We start from the raw sequence: 18,465 nt of genomic DNA on the forward strand, positions 1-18,465 counted from the left end.
CGTGCAGACGAATAAACTGAAATGCAGATGGCAGGATTTATAGATTATTACAGCGTATTAGGTATTGACAAAAATGCCACGACAGATGATATAAGAAAGGCATACCGTAAGCTGGCCCGGAAGTATCACCCGGACCTGAACCCGAACAATGAAGAAGCGAAAAAAAAGTTTCAGCAGATAAATGAGGCGAATGAGGTGTTAAGCGACCCAGAGAAACGCAAGAAGTATGACCAGTATGGTGAGCACTGGAAACATGCTGACCAGTATGAAGAGGCCAGGAGGCAGCAACAACAGCAAAGAAGCAGTGGTGGTGGACAAGGTTTTGAAGGCTATACTTATTCATCAGGTTTTGGTGAAGGAGCAGACTTTTCAGACTTTTTTGAGCAGATGTTCGGACAACAGCGCAGGCAGAGGAGCAGTGCCCGATATAGGGGCGAAGACTATAATGCATCGCTGCAGATGAACCTGAGTGATGCGTTTGAAACCAGGAAACAGGTACTGACCGTTAACGGGAAGAATATACGCATAACCATACCGGCAGGTGTAGAAGACGGGCAGGTGATAAAACTGAAGGGCTATGGTGGCGAAGGTATCAATGGCGGACCTAAAGGCGACCTGTACATTACTTTCGTTGTCAATAACGACACAAAATTCAAACGTGAAGGAGATAACCTGTATATGACTGCAGATCTGCCGTTGTATACCGCAGTGTTGGGAGGTGATATGGTAATAGATACCATGAGCGGAAAAGTGAAGCTGAAGGTAGCACCTGAAACACAGAACGGTGTACAGGTACGTTTGAAAGGGAAAGGTTTTCCTAAGTATAAAAAAGAAGGTGAATTCGGCGACCTGTACGTTACCTGGAATATTGCCATGCCGCAGAACCTGACCGAAAAAGAAAAGGAATTATTCAAACAATTAGCTGACCTTAAAAAATGATGACTATGGAAAAAGCAGAATTAATACCGGCCAGTGATTTTTGTACCCATTACAGTATATCCTTCCATTTTGTAGAAGAACTACAGGAAGCAGGATTGATAGAAGTGGTCAACTTTGAGGAGCAGACCTATATTCACCCGGATCATATAGCCACGATGGAAAGACTGGCACGCCTTCATACTGACCTGGATATCAATATGGAGGGTATTGCAGCCATAGCACAACTGCTGCAACAAGTAGAGGATTTGCAGGAACAGCTCAGGAGCATGTCTGCCCGGTTGAGCATCTATGAAACTGACTAGTATAAGCTGATCGTATTTCATTCATATATTGTGCGATTGCTTATTTTTACCCCATGCGTCGTACGGTCATTATATATGGTTTTGCCCTGGCCGCTCTTACAGCTTTACTCAAGCTGATAGAGTACAATTATTTCATCAGGGACCTGAGCCTGGAGGTTTACCTGGGTGTTATAGCCATATTTTTTACCATTCTGGGTATTTGGGCAGGTACGAAGATCATCAACAGAAAAACCATAATAAAAGAAGTGCCGGTGATGGTTGGTGGAGATTTTGTGCTGAATGAAACCAGAATGAGCCAACTGGGCATCAGTCCACGCGAGTATGAGGTACTTGAGCTCATGTCGGGTGGGATGTCGAACCAGGAGATAGCGGATAAATTGTTTATATCTTTAAGTACAGTGAAAACACATACGGCAAACCTGTATCTGAAACTGGATGTAAGGCGCAGGACGCAGGCTGTGCAGAAGGCCAAGGAAATGCAGCTGATACCATAGTATTATGCCATACTTTAGCATGAAAATGCCTGTATTTACTGTAAATCATACTTTAGTATGAACGGAAAATCGAAGCGTTGAAGTTCATTTGCTACATCAACAATTCACTTAACCAAAAACAAGTATTATGAAAAAGATCGTTTTGACATTCGGGTCAATATCAGGTATTATCACCGGTGGTATGTTATTGCTGACAGGGCCGAGCATGTTTGATATGGACAACTCGAACGGAGCGCTGATAGGTTATACCACTATGGTCATTGCTCTTTCTACTATTTTTATTGGCATCAAAATGTACCGTGACAAATACCTGGGTGGCGCAATAAAATTCGGCAGAGCATTCCTGTTAGGTATTTATATTTCCCTGCTGGGGAGTTTTATCTATGCCGCAGGTTGGGAGCTGACACTGGCTGTTAACGACCTGGACCCTATGATGTTTATGCAGAAGTATGCAGAAGGTGAGGCGAGAAAACTGGCAGGAGCCGGCATGTCAGAGGCAGAGATAGCAGAAAAAAGCACAGCTATGTTGGAACAGTGGCAATGGTACGCCAACCCGATACTACGTTTTTTGTGGACAATGATATTTGAAATGTTCTTTGTTGGGGTAGTGATATCGCTGATATGCGCCGGTATCTTAAGAAAGAAGGAAGCATTGCCTGCACAGGCGTCATAAAAAAATAAATTATGAGCAAAGACAATAAAACAGGCAGGGTAGTATGGATGGACCTTACCATTGACGATGCAACAGCCGTGAGTAAGTTTTATAACAAAGTAGTAGGCTGGGATATACAAGGCTTTGATATGGGTGGCTATGAAGATTATTGTATGAACGATCCTGAGAGTGGTGAGACACTTGCAGGTGTATGTCATGCCAAGGGGGTGAATGCCGGGCTTCCACCGCAATGGATCATGTATATAAGTGTAGAGAACCTTGACAAGAGCCTGGCAGCTGTAACAGCAGAGGGCGGCAAGGTAATGAGAGATAAACGAAGTGATGGTAAGGGTGGCTATTACTGCCTGGTACAAGACCCCGCCGGAGCCTACCTGACGATATGGGAAAAAGGCAGTGAAACGATATCTGGCTAAGGTTCAATACTTTACATTATAAGTCTTGCTGTATCATATATAGCAAGGCTTTTTTTTACTACATTATTTCTTCTCAGGTCTTGGCCCTCTGCGCTGCTGCATGAATGTTGAAATGGTGATACCGATCACGAAGATGTTGTAGAAGTAACCCACAATACCCAGCAACATACTGGCTTTCCGGGCAGTTTGAGATACCGGCAATATGTCTCCGTAGCCAATAGTAAGGATAGAAACGAAGCTATAGTATATCAAGTCCTGGAATGTTTCATTGAAGCTGTTGGTATTTATGCCGCTGAATGCGCCTGGATTGACTACCTCAATAATGGTCAGAATGAAACTGCCTACCATGGCCAGCATAATAAAACCGCAAAAAGAGCCCGCTACCATATTGAAGTCTATAGTACGTGCCACCGCGATCTGCCGGAACACTTCTATGGTAATGAGCAGGAAGTATATCATATATATCACATCTGCCAGGAGGTTAGCTCTCCGTGAGCCGTAAAATGTAAATTTTACACCTTCCATTACCAGCAGCAGGAAAGCCAGGAAAATGATGATCCTGTAAATGATCTTATGGTGGTTGCGGAACAGGATAATTCCTGCGAACGTGAATTGCAGTATGAAAATAGGCGACAGGTAGGCGCTGAACGTATGTGGTATGAACAGCGACCCAAACAGGAAAGTAAGCAGGCTGATAAGCAGGTATATGAACCGTTTAGGGTACCGGCCTTCAGTAATATCAATATGTATATGGGGGTGTCTCAGATCCATATCATTCGAAAATTAAAAATTATATCCGAATGATAGAGTGGTGACAGATATAAAATGTGTAGCATCAAACAAAAGCCCCTGTATTTGCAGGGGCTTTGTTTTTATCATCGGGTGAAACTTACGAGTTCCATCATGTAATCTTTGTAGAGATTGTTGTTAGCATCCTGGTCATATTCAATATGCTTTATCAACCATTTTTCCGGATGATACCATTCATCGCCTTCGAGGCTGTTGGTGTCGTACTGTTTGCACACATAGCATCCGCTGATGTCACCTGCAGGTACAGTAACAGTAGCATTTGTTTCCTGCACTTTTACGGTATCAGTTGTGCCATCCCCTACACCACTCAAATAATTATCTCCTTTGCTGGCAGGGTGTTTTATCCACATGCTTACCTGTCCGTTGGTCTTATCTATCCAGTAAATGCCATCATCCCGTTTTTGAGCCACGATCGCCGTGTCTCCCAGTTTCGTTATTGCTGTCTGATTGGTGGTTACCAGCAGCCATGTGCTGTTCTGATAGCTGATCTCTTTGGCTGTATAAGTAACATCTCCGCTTCCTTTTACTGAGCCATCCTGGTTGTAGTACGTAAATTTGTACACCCATTGACTTCCGTCTTTAGGGTCGTTGCTTGTGGTAGTTGTAGTAGGTGTAGTTGTTACCGGGTCTTTTCCGCAACCGGACAAAATGATAAGTGCGGCATAGGTAATTCCGCGAGCGTAGTTTCGTTTCATATGGGAATATTTTTGTTACAATGTATGTATTTCTGTCATTATCTTGAATGAGTAATATGATATAAATTATTTTATTATGCAATGTTTGTTTCATAAGTATGTATTGATGGGTGTTAAAAGCTATTGTTAGCTATAAGAAAGTAAAACAGGCGGGCAGGCATTGTCATTGTTTTTGTGATAAAAGGGAGCTTTTGTACCTTTCATGGTCATTACGAATAATTAGAATCGTACAGAACATGAAAAGCCATATGTCCTTAGCTCGCAAAATTGCGCTATCTCTCCCTTTTACTTTGGTTGTGTTATATGTGGTTTCGTGCAGGCCGGATAAGCCCGCGGAAACGACCAAACCGCAAGAAGAAGCATTATTCGTTGCTCCCGATACCAATACGATACCTGAAGGAGATTTCGGGGACATGATTCGTTACGGGCGACAGTTAGTTATGAATACAGCGTATTACATAGGTCCTGACGGCATAGTAAGTCATAACCTGGATAATAAAATGAACTGCAATAACTGCCATCTTGATGCAGGTACAAGGGCTTATGCACATAACTTCTTCAGTTCGCATGCACGATATCCTCAGTATCGTGGCCGTGAAAACAGGATACTCACCCTGTCTGAACGCATCAACAACTGTATAGAACGCCCGCACCATGGCAAGCCATTGCCGCTGGATAGTAAGGAGATGGTAGCCATGGTTTCGTATATGCGTTGGATAGCCCAGGGGGTGCCAACAGGAGAACATGTAAAGGGTGATAATGGTATGGAACTGGTGTATCCCGGCAGGCCAGCTGATCCGGAAAAAGGTGCGCTGATATACGCGGAACATTGTATGTCATGCCACGGGAAAGATGGTCAGGGGCAATGGAATGCAGATTCATCTGCCTATATATATCCGCCACTTTGGGGTAAGGATAGTTACGAAGGGGGCTCCAGTATTCACCGGGTGTTAAAGTCAGCAAGGTTTATCAAAGCCAATATGCCCGATAAACTTGCGTTTTGGTATAAACCTGTACTTACAGACGAACAGGCAATAGATGTAGCTGCATTTATTAACGATGACCGGATACATCCAAGGCCTTTCCCGCCCGCAACCGTGAGCCAGTATGACAATACCAAAGTGAAACCGATAGATTACGGTAGAGGTCCCTATGCCGATACTTTCTCAGAAATGCAGCATAAGTTCGGGCCATTTCAGCCTATTATTGATTATCATAAAGCGAACGGATTGCCTGTAGTATTTTAGGTGTCGCTGCCCAGTACCTCATCTATTTTGCTGACCATGTCAGTCACTTCCTGTTGCAATAGGGGGTGGTTAAATGTTGAAACAGCACCGTCGGCTGCGTAGGAAAGTAAACACATGGCTATAAAGTCCTGGTCGTCTTTACCAGCATAGGCAGTGCGTAGTTCGGTTATTTTTGCGTCTGCCTGTTTGATCGATTTGCGAACGGCTTCTTCTTCGTGCGGAGCAATGCGAATGCGGTAGCTGCGCCCTGCCAGCCATACATTAATAGGTATCATTTCTTCATCTGCCATAAGATATGTCTTTATAAGATGAAAATTCTTTTAGCTCTCCAGTACCGCTTTTTCTTCTACCGGTTTAGTTTCATTGTTCACCTCGCGATGCATAAACCTCTTTTGAAACAACAGCAGCGTTATTACGCCACATGATATAGCGGCGTCAGCAATATTGAATACAGGGTCGAAAAAGGTAAAATTCTTACCTCCATATACAGGCACCCAGGATGGTAGTACCGTATCTACCATAGGGAAGTATAGCATATCCACAACACGGCCATAAAACATTTTTCCATAACCTTCACCAAATGGTACCATAGATGCCAGGTGAAAGCTGCTTTCTGTAAATATCAGACCGTAGAATATGCTGTCGATCAGGTTACCCAAAGCTCCGGCCAATATCAGTGCGCCGCATATGATCAGGCCTTTGTGGTAGCCTTTAACTACAAATTTCTTAAGAAGGAAAAAACCGAATACTACAGCACCGAGGCGAAATAAGGTAAGTGCCAGTTTGCCCAGGGGCGCTTCACTCAGCTTCATGCCAAATGCCATTCCTTCATTCTCAATAAAATGCAACCTGAACCATGTGCCCAGGACGTTTACTTCTTCGCCATAATAAAAATGGGTCTTGATATAGAATTTGCTGAACTGGTCAGCAAGAATAACAAGTAGTATGATCAATATGGCATGACGGTACTTCACTATAATTTATATATATGGTTGGTGGCAAAGATAAGGCCTAAAGGTTATACTAGTATGTTGTAACATGTTAGTATGTTGTAAAAACTCAGGGTGGCATCAGCCACCCTTGAATATGTGATGTTATTTATTGTTATAAAACGCCATGTGTTACAAGCGGTGTCACAGGTTGCCACGAAGTGTTATCACTAAGTTGCGCCCAGGCGCGCTGATGCCTGATGAGAATACCCGGTAATTCTGATCCATGATATTTTCCAGGGCAAGCTGTACACTCATATTTTCATTGAACCTGTAACCAGTACGTACATTCAGTGTATACCATGCAGGCATGCCCAGTGATGTGGCATAATTCAGGTTGTCCTCGCCGGAAGGACTGTAATCATCCAGGTTTTTCCAACCGTTGTACATGGTGTACACTTCTCCTTCAAAACGTCTTTGATGATACATAAGACTGGTTTTGCCGAATATGGGTGGTATATGGTCCAGCGGAACTTCGACTCCAGCATTTTCGTACCTGCCATAGGTATAATTGAATGTGCTGTATAAGGTTACACGTGGCATAAGTTTCAGCGTTACGGCTGCTTTGAAGCCACACACATATGCTTTTGCCTGGTTCTGTGCAGCAACCACTTGTGTTAGTTTACCATCATACATCACGCTGTCTTCACCATTAAGTGTGAATGCCGTGGTTACTATTGCATTGCGGAACCATGTGTAAAAACCATTGGCTTCCAGTTTTATGTGTTCTCCGTCGGTATAGCTGATACCAAGGTCAGCATTGTAGGTATATTCCGGTTTCAGGTCGGGATTGGGCACGACCAGGATCTCACCTCCGACAGATTCAAAAACCTTGCCTACATCATCTATGTTAGGAGCACGGAAGCCCGTAGAGCCGTTCAGCGCAATCCTCCATTTTTTTCCCGGCATATATACCAGGCCCAGGTTGCCGCTCAATGCACTGTTCTTTTGTTTGGCTTCGCTGTATGGGAAGGGGAAAAAGGTTTTATCGTTGAACAATGCATGTTGGTTGGTGAAGTTGAGCCTGATACCATCATTCAATACCAGCTTGTCGGCTACTATTTTGTACAGGTGCTGGGCATATAGTGCACCATAGTACATGGTGCTGCCCCCATCAGGGTAGCGTGTATCCAGTGATGTTTCTTCGCCTGTGACAATGTTTTTACCTGTAGCACTTGATTGTACATTATTATACTGCCCGTCAGTACCCACGGTCAATTCATGCTTGTTCATGATTTTACGCAGGTCTATGTTGTAGCCTATTATATTCAGCATCTCAGTGCGATCCTGGCGCACATTGTTGTTCAGGCTGCGTTGGTGGCGACTCTCTTCTATGTATTGATAATTTACCCCGGCGTTTATTGCGTTTATGAAACCATTCATATTCGCAGCGTCGAACCTGTATGATGCGAGTGCCCTGTTTTGCGGGCCGTAATACCACTCAGCATAGCGTAGCTTGCCATTCCTGTAGTCCGTTAGCCTGTCGTAGCGTGGTACGTCTGAGCTTGATGAATATTGCAGGTTCAATGAATGAGCTATGTGTTCATTTTGTTGGTACAGGAACTTCTGTAGCAGGTCTACCTGGTTGTAGCCGGAGTTTTTCTGCACGTTCGGGTCGCTGTTCGTGTACACAATATCGCTATCTCCCACGCGCTGTACATATTCTTTTTTCAATCCCAGGGGCTCTGAAAAAGGATTGCGCAGATTACCCTGTCTTGTGTCGCCGAATTTGCTGTAAGTAACAGATGTAAGTGATGCAAATTTCCCGAACCCCAGGTTGAAATCTACGTGTCCTGTACCTTCATTATTGGCCGAACTGTACCGGGTCATCATATTAGTACGTACGTCCATGCCTTTCCATTCCGCCAGCTGCGGATTTTTAGAGCTGAATACCATAACACCGCCCAGGGCGTCGCTGCCATAGAGGGTAGAGGAGGGTCCATACAGAACTTCTACCTTATCCAACATATTGTTGTCAATAGTGATCACGTTCTGCAGGTGCCCGGCACGATAAATAGCGTTGTTCATGCGTACTCCATCTACCACCATTAATACACGATTGGCTTCGAACCCACGAATAACAGGGCTGCCGCCACCCGCCTGGCTTCGCTGTACAAATACGTTGCCTGTTTGTTCCAGCATAGTAGCTGATGTTTGTGGCATCGACCATTCCATTTCTTTTTGCGAAATACTCTCTATACGTTGAGCGATGTTCTTCTTATGTTCTTTGAATTTACTTGCAGAGATCACTACCTCGTTCATTGACAGGCCGTGGATCTGAGTTGTATCATTATCCTGTGCATAAACTACGGATGTACCCATAGCCAGGCAGGATAATACAATGAGCTTTTTGTATTGCATTACCAATGTTGTTTTTGTTGAATTAATAGTACTACCCAACTGTAAAGGTTGGTAAGGGGTGATCTATACTATTCTATCGGGCGGATAATGCATCGGTGGTATGTCTATGGAGTAGCGAAAATTATTGCTCCATAAATCGTTGTATTTTTCCTTCAAAATACTGAGTGCAATTAGGTTGGGTTTGAAACGTGGCAGTACCGCTGTGAGCGTTGTGATGTCATTGCTTTCTTCATCAGCCGGCTCATTATCATCTACCAGTTTTTTCAACAGTTTGAAAAGGTCATTCTCGAAGTTGTCATATTTGCCTACCAGCAAGATGTTGCCCGGTGTTTCCAGCTTTTGCTTCACGTCAAACATTCTGCCTTTGTATTGCAGTTCATTGTCACTCAACCAAACCAGGTCCGCTACATTAGTGTCGGATGAGTGAGAAAGTATCAGAGTGTCATTGAAATATTTCTTTTCCAGTACATGGTGTACATATTGAAAGCAGGCCTGACGGGTTAAAGACCAGAATATATGACCGGCAAGACTTCCTATTAAAATGACAGCAACCAATATAATTGCCAGTTTTTGCGTCTTGAGCCTGTATGTTGTGGGTGTATTCAAAAAAATGTGCCTACTGATTAAGCAGGCACAAGTTAATAAGTTATCTATTATTATTCTATACTAGGTTATAGCCCGTTCACCTTAACTTCCTGAGCGTTTACCACAGTACGGTCACTGGCAGAGTTATTGGTCACAAATGCTACTACATGGCAGTTGTCGGCATTCCAGCTTGCATCCAGTGTATCTGTATAGGTAGTCTGGTAAACTAATCCGGGCTCCTTGGCCATATCGTTAGGTATCTTTTTGCCGACGATAGGTGTAAGTATTTTCCTGAGTACGTGTTCGTGTTTGTAGTCTTCCACAACAGTCAGGTCTCGTTTTTGCAGATCTTCTATGTCATCTTCTGTTATAGCGATGGTCAGGTTCTGATCGTTGCTGACACTAGCCGTGTAGGCTACTTGTATTACTGCTGTCATTTCACGGGTAGTGGCATCAAAGCTACTGGTAATATGAATGTTTAACGGAGAAGGTACATTGGCTGCTGTCTGTGCAGCACTGCTCCATTGACCTTTGCCCAGCAGAGCGCTTCCATCCTGTGGCACTCGGTCGAAACCCGCCAGTGGCATAGCACCGATACCACCAAATATCTCACTACCTACCTTGGTAGCATCTTCTGTGCGGAAGTCATATTTTGATTTGTGCAGTTCGTCGTCAATAGGGTATGCCTGGGGGTAGTTCAGTATATGGTAAGCTATCACAACCAGGTTGTTGTTCAGTGTTGTTTTTATGCTTGCCATCTGCTCATGGCCGCCGGGGCACGGAGGGCATGAAACACCCGTGAACTCTTCTGCCAATACTTTTTTTACATCAGCAGTTTCCGGAGTAGTTTTATAGGTTGTATCGTTGCCCGAAGGGCCAAAATCAATCTGCGGACCTACCTCTTTACAGGCCTGGAATAACAATATGCCACCAAAGGCAACTAAAAACGATAATTTTCTCATACGAATTCTATGCAAATAAGCAGGTAAATTTAGTGAATTTAGGCGTAATAAACAGGAATCATTGCATTTCGGTTAACTTTGCATTGTAAATTGGTTTGTCATGGAGCAAAGTAAAAGACAGAAGCAGGTAGGACAGCTCGTAATGGAAGAAATGAGTGATATTTTCCAACGAGAGGGCATGAGTATGGTCAGGGGAGGAATGGTATCGATATCCAAGGTAGTTGTAACTCCAGACCTGCTGGAAGCAAGAGTGTACCTGAGCCTGTTCAAGGTAGATGAACCGGATGCACTGATGCAGGAAATAACGAACAGAACACCGGAGTGGAGGAACTTGTTAGGCAGACGGGTACGTCATCAGTTACGCAGGGTGCCGGAATTGAAATTTTATCTCGATGATACCTTAGACCATGTTTTCAAAATGGAGGAGATATTCAAGTCTCTGAATATTCAACCCGAAAAAGGCGAGGACACAGAACAGGATCAATGAATCTTACACTGATACGACAACTGGCATGGAGGTACCTGCGTGGCAAACGTTCTGCCAATGCCGTGCCGATCCTGTCGCGTATCAGCATGGTTGCTATTGGGGTAGGAGCCGCAGCCATGATCATACTATTTTCCGTTTTTAATGGTTTCGAAGGGCTTGTAAAAGACCTGTATACGGCATTCTATCCTGAAATAAAGATCACCCCGGCAAAAGGTAAGTTTTACAGTTTAGATAAAGAACAGTTTGCAAAGCTGGAACACCTTGAAGGTGTACAGGTAGTAAGCCGAGTACTTGAGGATAAAGTGCTGTTGAACAGCAGCTCTGAAGAGCATAGAGTAGCTACTCTGAAAGGTGTAGATGCAAATTACTTTAAAGTAAATAATGTTGCCAGCTACATTACAGAGGGTACATGCACAATAGCTACAACACCGGTACATTCTGCTGTAATAGGCAGTCAACTGGCGGGCGAACTAGGTGTGGATGTAAATAATGTTTTCAGTACTATGGAAGCCTATTACCCCAATCCCAAGATATCTGCTTCGGAAGTAGCGCAGGCGCCGGAACGTGCATTTCGTTCGCTGATGCTCAGGCCCGATGGTGCATTCACTATACAAGATGATTTTGACGGAGAGTATGTGATAGCTGATATCGGGCTCATGCAGGACCTGGTGCAGGAACCCGGCCGTTATTCTTCGCTGGAGTTGCTACTGTACCCCGGTGCTGATGCCGATGATGTAAGTGAACAAATTCATTCTTTGTTGGGAGATAAATATATTGTACAGACCCGTTTTGAACAGAACAAGACCCTATACGTGATCATGCGCACAGAAAAGTGGGCTGTCTATGCCATTCTTGTATTGGTGTTGATGATAGCTGCTTTTAATATGGTAGGTGCGCTATCGCTGCTGGTATTGGAAAAACAAAAGGATATAGGCATATTGAAAGCTATGGGTGCCCGCAATGGTCATGTCAGCGGCATTTTTTTGTCGGAGGGTGCGCTCTGGTCGCTATTGGGAGGAGGAACAGGCCTGGCACTTGGTATACTTATTTGTCTTGGTCAGCAAAAGTTTGGTTGGCTGAAACTGGGAGGCGCATTTATCATAGAAGCATATCCTATCAGGCTATACCTTACAGATATAGTAGTAGTATTAGCCACAATACTGGCTATAGGCCTGCTGGCCGCCTGGTTCCCTGCAGCACGAGCCAACAGGGTGACCGGCCTTTCATTAAAAAGCGACTAATAGTTACATTTTTTCAGGTAGCCTGATACCCAATGTATTCATGGCATGGCGCATTACCTGTGCGGTCATCACAATGATCATCAGGCGTAATTGTTTCTTCTCTTCGTTCTCCGCTTTTGCTATGCTATGCGCATCGTAGAAGGAATTGAATTGTTGAGCCAGTTGAAATATGTAGTTGCATAACAGTGATGGGTTGTAATCATTAGCCGCCTGTTGCATTACTTCAGGGTATTGCTCCAGTGTTACTATTAATTTTTTCTCAGCAGGTGTTAACGCCTGCGTAAGTCTATAGTCAGCGAAAGCGGAACTATCCGGAACCTTTGCAATGTTTTCTTTCCTGAGTATAGAGCATATACGTGCATGTGCATATTGTATGAAGGTGGCTGTGAACCCATGTAAGTCTATTGATTCTTCAGGGTTGAAGATCATTTTCTTTTTCGGGTCTACACGGAGCAAATAGAATTTAAGTGCCCCCAGCCCTATCGTTTCGTACAATTCTTTCAGTTCATCTTCTGTAAATCCTTCTGTCTTCCCGGCTTCTTCTGTTTGCTTCCGGGCAAGGTCCACCATGTCAGCTATCATGTCGTCAGCATCCACAACGGTTCCTTCACGGCTTTTCATACGGCCTGTTGGTAGTTCTACCATACCGTAAGACAGGTGGTAGATACCGTCAGCGCAAGGTTCGCCCAGTTTCTTCAGTATCAGTTGCAACACCTGCATATGGTAGTTCTGCTCATCGCCTATTACGTAGATAGACTTATCCAGGTTACAGTCGTTGTATTTGAGTATGGCCGTACCAATATCCTGTGTCATATACACCGAGGTGCCGTCTGCACGTAATAATAGCTTCTGATCTAGCCCCTCATCTTCCAGGTTGACCCAGACAGAATTATCCTCTTTCCTGTAGAGTAGGCCTTTCTCAAGTCCTTTCAACACTATCTCTTTGCCCAGCAGGTAGGTGTTACTTTCGTAGTACATTTTGTCAAAGTCTACACCCATACGCTTGTAGGTAACGTCAAATCCGTCATATACCCAGCCATTCATGGTCTTCCATAGGTTTACGGTAGCTTCATCGCCCGCTTCCCATGCCAGTAGCATTTGTTGAGCTTCTTTTTGTATTGAGGTGTAGTTTGACATTAATACCTTGATGTCAGACTTCAATCCTTTAATAGCGTCATCATTTTTTGCGGAACTTAATTGGGTTAAATGTTCTTGCAGTCGAATTTTGTCTTTGTCGCTTAAATACTCTGGAACTGTTCCTTTTGAATATAGCTCATCAAGCATTGGGGCAAGCTCTTCATTCAGAGCGTTATTAAATTTTACGTAATAATCACCCACCAGGTGGTCGCCTTTTACTCCTGAAGTCTCTGGAGTAGCACCATTGGCAAAGTGCTGCCATGCCACCATCGATTTGCATATGTGTATGCCCCTGTCGTTGATGAGGTTGGCCTTGGTCACGTTATTACCAGAGGTCTTTAATATCTCAGACATAGCGTACCCCAGGAAGATGTTACGCATATGGCCAAAGTGTAGTGGCTTATTGGTGTTGGGTGAGGAGTACTCCACCATAACATTCTGCCTGTTGGCGGTACCTGTACCATAGCTGGTGTCATTGTAATGTTGCACCAGGAAATCGTTCCAATATGTGTCTTTTACGGTAAGGTTAAGAAACCCAGCTACAATTTCATACGATTGTACGAACTCCGTATGATTTGCCAGGTATTCGCCAAGAGCGTTGCCAATTATATCGGGTTTAGTTCGCAGCAGTTTAAGAAAGGGGAACAGCACTAATGTGTAATCACCGGTAAATTCGGTTTTAGTCTGGTTAATAGTAATGGCAGATACCGGAATATCTGTATCTGGATATAAATGTGCCAGTGCTTCTTTTGCCGCCGTTTTTAATTGCTCAACCAAACTCATGTAATTGCTATTTGGCGCAAAAATAGGTAGTTGAGTTTAGAACTGAAAGATAAAAAATACCCCTTCCTTACAGGGCAGGGGTATTATTTTTGTTCTCGATGCTGACAGGGCCCGAGCCCAGGGAAGCACGGGAATGTCATTGAAGTCCTTAAATCCGCTTGGCGATAAGCCTCTATATGCCGGTCTGCACGTGAATGAAGTATACAGACCTGAAAAATCCTCTTAGCAAATGTAATGCTGACAGGCTTTAGAAAAAAGCGTGATTTTCCCGTTTTTTTTATCGGTAAATTTTTGTATGTCCTTATAGAGCATAATGGTTACCTATTATATGAGTATATTTATGTTGGTAAACAAGATATGAAGACTACCTGCTTGCTGTTGTGGTTATTGACATTATATGTGGTCCGTGCTTCGGGACAGCAAAACCATGTGCCGAATGGTAACTTTGAAGAGGTTACGTCCTGTCCGTCAGATGTTTCGCAGGTTGGAAATTGTAAAGGGTGGATACAATACACTATAGGTACGCCGGATTATTTTAATTCCTGTACAAACAATATTTATATCTCTACACCTGAAAATAGTTTTGGTTGGCAAAAGCCGGCCAATGGTGAGGCATATGTAGGCATGTATACATATACTTATTCAAACCTGGACTTCAAGGAGTATGTTGCCCGACAAATAATACCATTAGTGCCTGGTACGGAGTATGAAGTTTCTATGTCAGTATCACTGGCCAACAAGTCTATGTTTGCTACCAATGGTTTGGGAGCATATTTTTTTGAATCCGGTCCCGGGCAAGTCTCACAACAATCAACATTGAAGGTTACTCCCCAGGTACTATACAATTATGCAGGTACAATAAAAGATACTGCTAACTGGGTGAGGCTTTCTCAGGTATTCATGGCCGATTCTGCATATAATAGTATAATTATCGGTTGTTTCCTGGATTCAAGCCATATATTGAAAGATACTGTAGCGCATAATTTCTATAACCGGGCTTATTATTATATTGATTCTGTCGTGGTGAAGATACTGGATACTTTTTCGATCCAGTTTGCAGATACAAACCTTTGTGCAGGCGACACAATAACCGTTGCGTACAGGACGGTACTGCAAACCCAAAACAACAATGTATTCACCATACAGCTTTCTGACGCTTCAGGAAGTTTCGTTTCCCCTGTTGATATTGGTACCATGCAGGCAAACCTCGGCGGGACTATCCGGTGCATTATTCCTCCTGCCACGCATACCGGTAATAGCTATCGTATCAGGGCCACCTCTACTGCTCCGGCTGATACTACTGTTGATAATGGTTTTGACATAAGTATAACAGGGATTGATAAACCGGTAGCCGAAAATGACGGACCAGTATGCACTTCGGATACATTGAGGTTGTCAGCAACATCGACTACAGCCGGAGTTGAGTATAGCTGGATAGGGCCGTCAGGTTTCAGTTGTGTTCAGCGGGATACGTTTATCATTGCTCCGGTAAATGCAAATAGTGGTGATTACATCGTGACAACAAAGATAAATGGGTGTGCCTCAAGCGACACGACCACCGTTAGTGTTTATGAAGGTAACAGGGCTACAAATATTCGTACATCGGGCAATACACCTGTTTGCGTAGGTGATACCATTCATTTGTCTGCCATTGCAGATGGAGTGAAACTCAATTATCTGTGGAGTGGTCCGGCTGCCTTTGTCGATAGCGGGCAAGATTTATCTGTTTTTGCGGCAGACACATCTATGTCGGGTAATTATTTTTTGTCGGTTGGTACGGATGCATGTTTCATGATCGATACAATAAAAATCAAAGTAAACCCTTTGCCTGAAAAGCCGCTGATTAAGAGTAACAGCCCGTTGGAAGTTCATGAAACACTTACGCTGGAACTTAATAACCCTGTTAAGGGGGCTACGGTGTTATGGAAGGGTCCGGCGGGCTTTACAGCTCATTCATATCGTGCGTCTATCCCGAATGTAAAGGTGCTGAATGCAGGGTCGTATATTTTGATAGAGAACCTGGAAGGGTGCATTGATTCATCAACGATAAGTGTTGAGATAAATGAGTCCCTCGACACCGGGATGATCGTTATTTATCCCAATCCTAGTAATGGTACCTTTACCATAGAGGGTTATGTTTATAACGATAGTAATATCCCGATGGTCGTTTTTTCTGAAATGGGCAACCTGACATATAAACAGGATATTGTGCCGGATAATAAGGTTGTATCTGAAAAGGTGAGACTACCCGGCCATATTGCTCCTGGTATTTATTTTATAGAATTATTCGTTGATAGAAAGACAATACTAATACCCATATCTGTTGTAAAATGAAAAATGTACTATCCGTCATATTAATGTTGCTGACAAGCTTATTTGCCAATGCTCAACAGAATTATGTGCCTAATGGTGATTTCGAAGATTATGTAGGTTGCCCGTCTGATTATTCACAGATAAACCTGGCAAGAGGCTGGCGCAAATATTCAGGAGGTACGCCGGATTATTTCAACAGTTGCGCTACTAACTGGCGATTGTCAACACCGGCTAATTATTTCGGGTATCAACAGCCGGCCAGTGGGCAGGGATATGTAGGAGTCTATGCCTCAAATGGCCTTGGAGAATATAAAGAGTATGTAACACGTGATATAATACCCCTTACTCCGGGTGGAGAATATGAAGTGTCTTTGTCACTTTCTTTATGCGACACTTCAGATACTGCAGAAAGTGATATAGGCGTTTTCTTTTATAAAAGCGGGCCGGCCTTCATCTATGCAGATACAACACCACCGGTCAAGCCCCAGGTAATATTTACCAGTTACGGATACCTGGAAGACCAGGTCAACTGGATGCGGCTTACAAAGACCTTTGTTGCAGACTCTGCCTACGATAACATTGTAATTGGTAGTTTTAAAGATTCAAACAGCAGGACCATTTTTGAACCGTTGCCATCTGTGCCGTTCCCGCCGGGAGTAACAGGTGTTGATGTGCCCTACTATTATATTGATTCAATAGTTGTGAGATTACTGGATACTGTTAAGGTTGAATATACAGACGGCATATTGTGTGCAGGAGATGCTATTCAAGTGAAGTATTGGACCCGTTTATTGTCTCCTGCAAATAATGTTGTGACGATACAGCTTTCTGATGCAAATGGCAGTTTTGCTAATCCTGTAGAAATAGGGTCGAAGCAAAGTAACAAATCAGGCTTGATGGTATGTAATATACCACCCAATACGCCTAATGGTAACGGTTATCGCATCAGGGCAGTGTGTACTGCTCCGGCCGAGACTTCAGTGGATAATGGTGTAGACATTTCAATAGTACATATAGACAACCTGGTAGCATTGAACAATGGTCCTGTATGCGCCAATGACACCCTCAGGCTGACAGCAACTCAGGATACTACCGGAGCCACCTACAAATGGACCGGCCCGAATAACTTCGGTTCGTTTCTGCAAAATCCTGTACTGACCGGCCCTGTAAAGGCCAATGCGGGTGATTATGTGGTTACCGCCAAGATATACCGTTGCAGCACATCTGACACAACAACAGTTGAAGTGCTGGAAGGTAACCGGGCGCACAATGTGCAAGCAACAAGTAATAGCCCTGTATGTGCAGGTGACAGCCTGTTGCTGAGCGGAGATGCAGAAGGGAGCAGTCCTTTTGAGTATAGCTGGGAAGGTCCTGTTGGTTTTTCTGCAAGTGAGAAGGGGGTGGCATCCCTGACAAAAACTAAGGACGAGAGCGGTAAGTATATTTTCTCCGTCCGCGACAAGGAATGTGTTGTCAGGGACACTGTAGAGGTAGTGGTCAATCCCGCAGCAGTAAAACCTGTGTTGGCAGCCAATACACCATTAGGCATACATGGTACCTTGCACCTTGAATTGACGAACCCAACCATAGGAGCTTCTGTAATGTGGACAGGCCCCGAAGGTTTCAGTAATAACACGTACAATCCGAGTATTCCGGATGTATCATTGTCCCAAACGGGAACCTACAAGTTGATTACTGAATATCTTGGATGTTCAGATTCATCGGAGATAGAGGTGAGGATATATGATGTAAAAGACACGGGTACCTTTGTATTGTATCCTAACCCCAATAGCGGCACCTTTACCATAAAAGGGTTGGTGTATAATGACAACCCGATACCGGTGGTGATCTTTTCAACTCTGGGTGGAGAGATACACAAACAGGATCTTATTCCCGTGAATAAGATAGTATCAGACAAGATAGAGCTGCAGGGGCGTTTATGGTCGGGTGTGTATTTTGCGAAGCTGTTTATAGGCAGAGAAACAGTTATTGTACCCTTTACTGTTGTGTGGTAATTGGCCTTAAATGCCTATA

General features: G+C 43.8%; 18 protein-coding genes. 10 read left to right on the plus strand and 8 right to left on the minus strand.

The annotated features are described in order from the left end of the window. Positions 1–27: 27 nt before the first annotated feature. From H6550_06205 to H6550_06225, 5 genes are all read left to right on the plus strand, one after another. Positions 28–939, plus strand: coding sequence for a J domain-containing protein (locus tag H6550_06205; GenBank protein MCB9045712.1), 912 nt, complete (start codon positions 28–30; stop codon positions 937–939). 5 nt (positions 940–944) lie between these two features. Further along, on the plus strand, positions 945–1,241 hold the full coding sequence (locus H6550_06210) for a chaperone modulator CbpM (protein MCB9045713.1): 297 nt from the start codon (positions 945–947) through the stop codon (positions 1,239–1,241). Between the two features lie 53 nt (positions 1,242–1,294). Then, positions 1,295–1,735, plus strand: a complete 441-nt coding sequence (locus tag H6550_06215; protein ID MCB9045714.1) for a winged helix-turn-helix transcriptional regulator — start codon at positions 1,295–1,297, stop codon at positions 1,733–1,735. A 127-nt stretch (positions 1,736–1,862) separates the two neighbouring features. After that, positions 1,863–2,408, plus strand: coding sequence for a DUF4199 domain-containing protein (locus H6550_06220; protein MCB9045715.1), 546 nt, complete (start codon positions 1,863–1,865; stop codon positions 2,406–2,408). 11 nt (positions 2,409–2,419) lie between these two features. Beyond that, positions 2,420–2,821: a VOC family protein gene (locus tag H6550_06225; protein MCB9045716.1), complete on the plus strand. Its 402-nt coding sequence runs from the start codon at positions 2,420–2,422 to the stop codon at positions 2,819–2,821. Between the two features lie 63 nt (positions 2,822–2,884). Here the strand turns inward: H6550_06225 and H6550_06230 are convergent, their stop codons facing one another. Together H6550_06230 and H6550_06235 are read right to left on the minus strand one after the other, a co-directional pair. Further along, on the minus strand, positions 2,885–3,592 hold the full coding sequence (locus tag H6550_06230; protein MCB9045717.1) for a hypothetical protein: 708 nt from the start codon (positions 3,590–3,592) through the stop codon (positions 2,885–2,887). Between the two features lie 104 nt (positions 3,593–3,696). Beyond that, positions 3,697–4,326 carry a hypothetical protein gene (locus H6550_06235; protein ID MCB9045718.1) on the minus strand — a complete coding sequence of 210 codons (630 nt, stop codon included), beginning with the start codon at positions 4,324–4,326 and terminating at the stop codon, positions 3,697–3,699. 248 nt (positions 4,327–4,574) lie between these two features. Between H6550_06235 and H6550_06240 the strand changes: the two genes are divergently transcribed. Continuing rightward, entirely contained in the window at positions 4,575–5,573 is a 999-nt protein-coding gene (locus H6550_06240; GenBank protein ID MCB9045719.1) for a c-type cytochrome, read from the plus strand. On the opposite strand, the gene H6550_06245 is transcribed toward H6550_06240, so the two are convergent. The 5 genes from H6550_06245 to H6550_06265 all read right to left on the minus strand — a co-directional run bounded on the left by H6550_06245 (position 5,570) and on the right by H6550_06265 (position 10,470). Beyond that, complete coding sequence (locus tag H6550_06245) at positions 5,570–5,863, minus strand: cell division protein ZapA (protein ID MCB9045720.1); 294 nt, start codon at positions 5,861–5,863, stop codon at positions 5,570–5,572. The genes H6550_06240 and H6550_06245 overlap by 4 nt on opposite strands. Positions 5,864–5,893: 30 nt before the next feature. Next, the gene (locus tag H6550_06250) at positions 5,894–6,547 is read right to left on the minus strand and encodes a lipoprotein signal peptidase (GenBank protein MCB9045721.1); all 654 of its coding nucleotides are present in this window, start codon (positions 6,545–6,547) and stop codon (positions 5,894–5,896) included. 159 nt (positions 6,548–6,706) lie between these two features. Beyond that, on the minus strand, positions 6,707–8,923 hold the full coding sequence (locus H6550_06255) for a TonB-dependent receptor (GenBank protein ID MCB9045722.1): 2,217 nt from the start codon (positions 8,921–8,923) through the stop codon (positions 6,707–6,709). 63 nt (positions 8,924–8,986) lie between these two features. Continuing rightward, positions 8,987–9,529 carry a hypothetical protein gene (locus H6550_06260; protein MCB9045723.1) on the minus strand — a complete coding sequence of 181 codons (543 nt, stop codon included), beginning with the start codon at positions 9,527–9,529 and terminating at the stop codon, positions 8,987–8,989. A 65-nt stretch (positions 9,530–9,594) separates the two neighbouring features. Beyond that, on the minus strand, positions 9,595–10,470 hold the full coding sequence (locus H6550_06265; GenBank protein MCB9045724.1) for an Omp28-related outer membrane protein: 876 nt from the start codon (positions 10,468–10,470) through the stop codon (positions 9,595–9,597). Between the two features lie 100 nt (positions 10,471–10,570). Between H6550_06265 and rbfA the strand changes: the two genes are divergently transcribed. Both rbfA and H6550_06275 read left to right on the plus strand, forming a co-directional pair. Next, positions 10,571–10,957 carry a 30S ribosome-binding factor RbfA gene (gene rbfA, locus H6550_06270; GenBank protein ID MCB9045725.1) on the plus strand — a complete coding sequence of 129 codons (387 nt, stop codon included), beginning with the start codon at positions 10,571–10,573 and terminating at the stop codon, positions 10,955–10,957. Continuing rightward, positions 10,954–12,198 carry an ABC transporter permease gene (locus tag H6550_06275; protein ID MCB9045726.1) on the plus strand — a complete coding sequence of 415 codons (1,245 nt, stop codon included), beginning with the start codon at positions 10,954–10,956 and terminating at the stop codon, positions 12,196–12,198. The genes rbfA and H6550_06275 overlap by 4 nt, the downstream gene beginning before the upstream one ends. 3 nt (positions 12,199–12,201) lie before the next feature. On the opposite strand, the gene H6550_06280 is transcribed toward H6550_06275, so the two are convergent. Further along, positions 12,202–14,118 carry an arginine--tRNA ligase gene (locus tag H6550_06280; GenBank protein MCB9045727.1) on the minus strand — a complete coding sequence of 639 codons (1,917 nt, stop codon included), beginning with the start codon at positions 14,116–14,118 and terminating at the stop codon, positions 12,202–12,204. Positions 14,119–14,475: 357 nt separating this feature from the next. On the opposite strand from H6550_06280, the gene H6550_06285 reads away from it, so the two are divergent. Both H6550_06285 and H6550_06290 read left to right on the plus strand, forming a co-directional pair. Continuing rightward, a complete protein-coding gene (locus tag H6550_06285) occupies positions 14,476–16,452 on the plus strand; it encodes a T9SS type A sorting domain-containing protein (GenBank protein ID MCB9045728.1) in 1,977 nt (658 codons plus the stop codon). After that, positions 16,449–18,446, plus strand: a complete 1,998-nt coding sequence (locus H6550_06290; protein MCB9045729.1) for a T9SS type A sorting domain-containing protein — start codon at positions 16,449–16,451, stop codon at positions 18,444–18,446. The genes H6550_06285 and H6550_06290 overlap by 4 nt, the downstream gene beginning before the upstream one ends. Positions 18,447–18,465: the final 19 nt, after the last annotated feature.

Source organism: Chitinophagales bacterium (genome assembly GCA_020636495.1).
In the GTDB taxonomy this organism is placed as follows: domain Bacteria; phylum Bacteroidota; class Bacteroidia; order Chitinophagales; family Chitinophagaceae; genus UBA5543.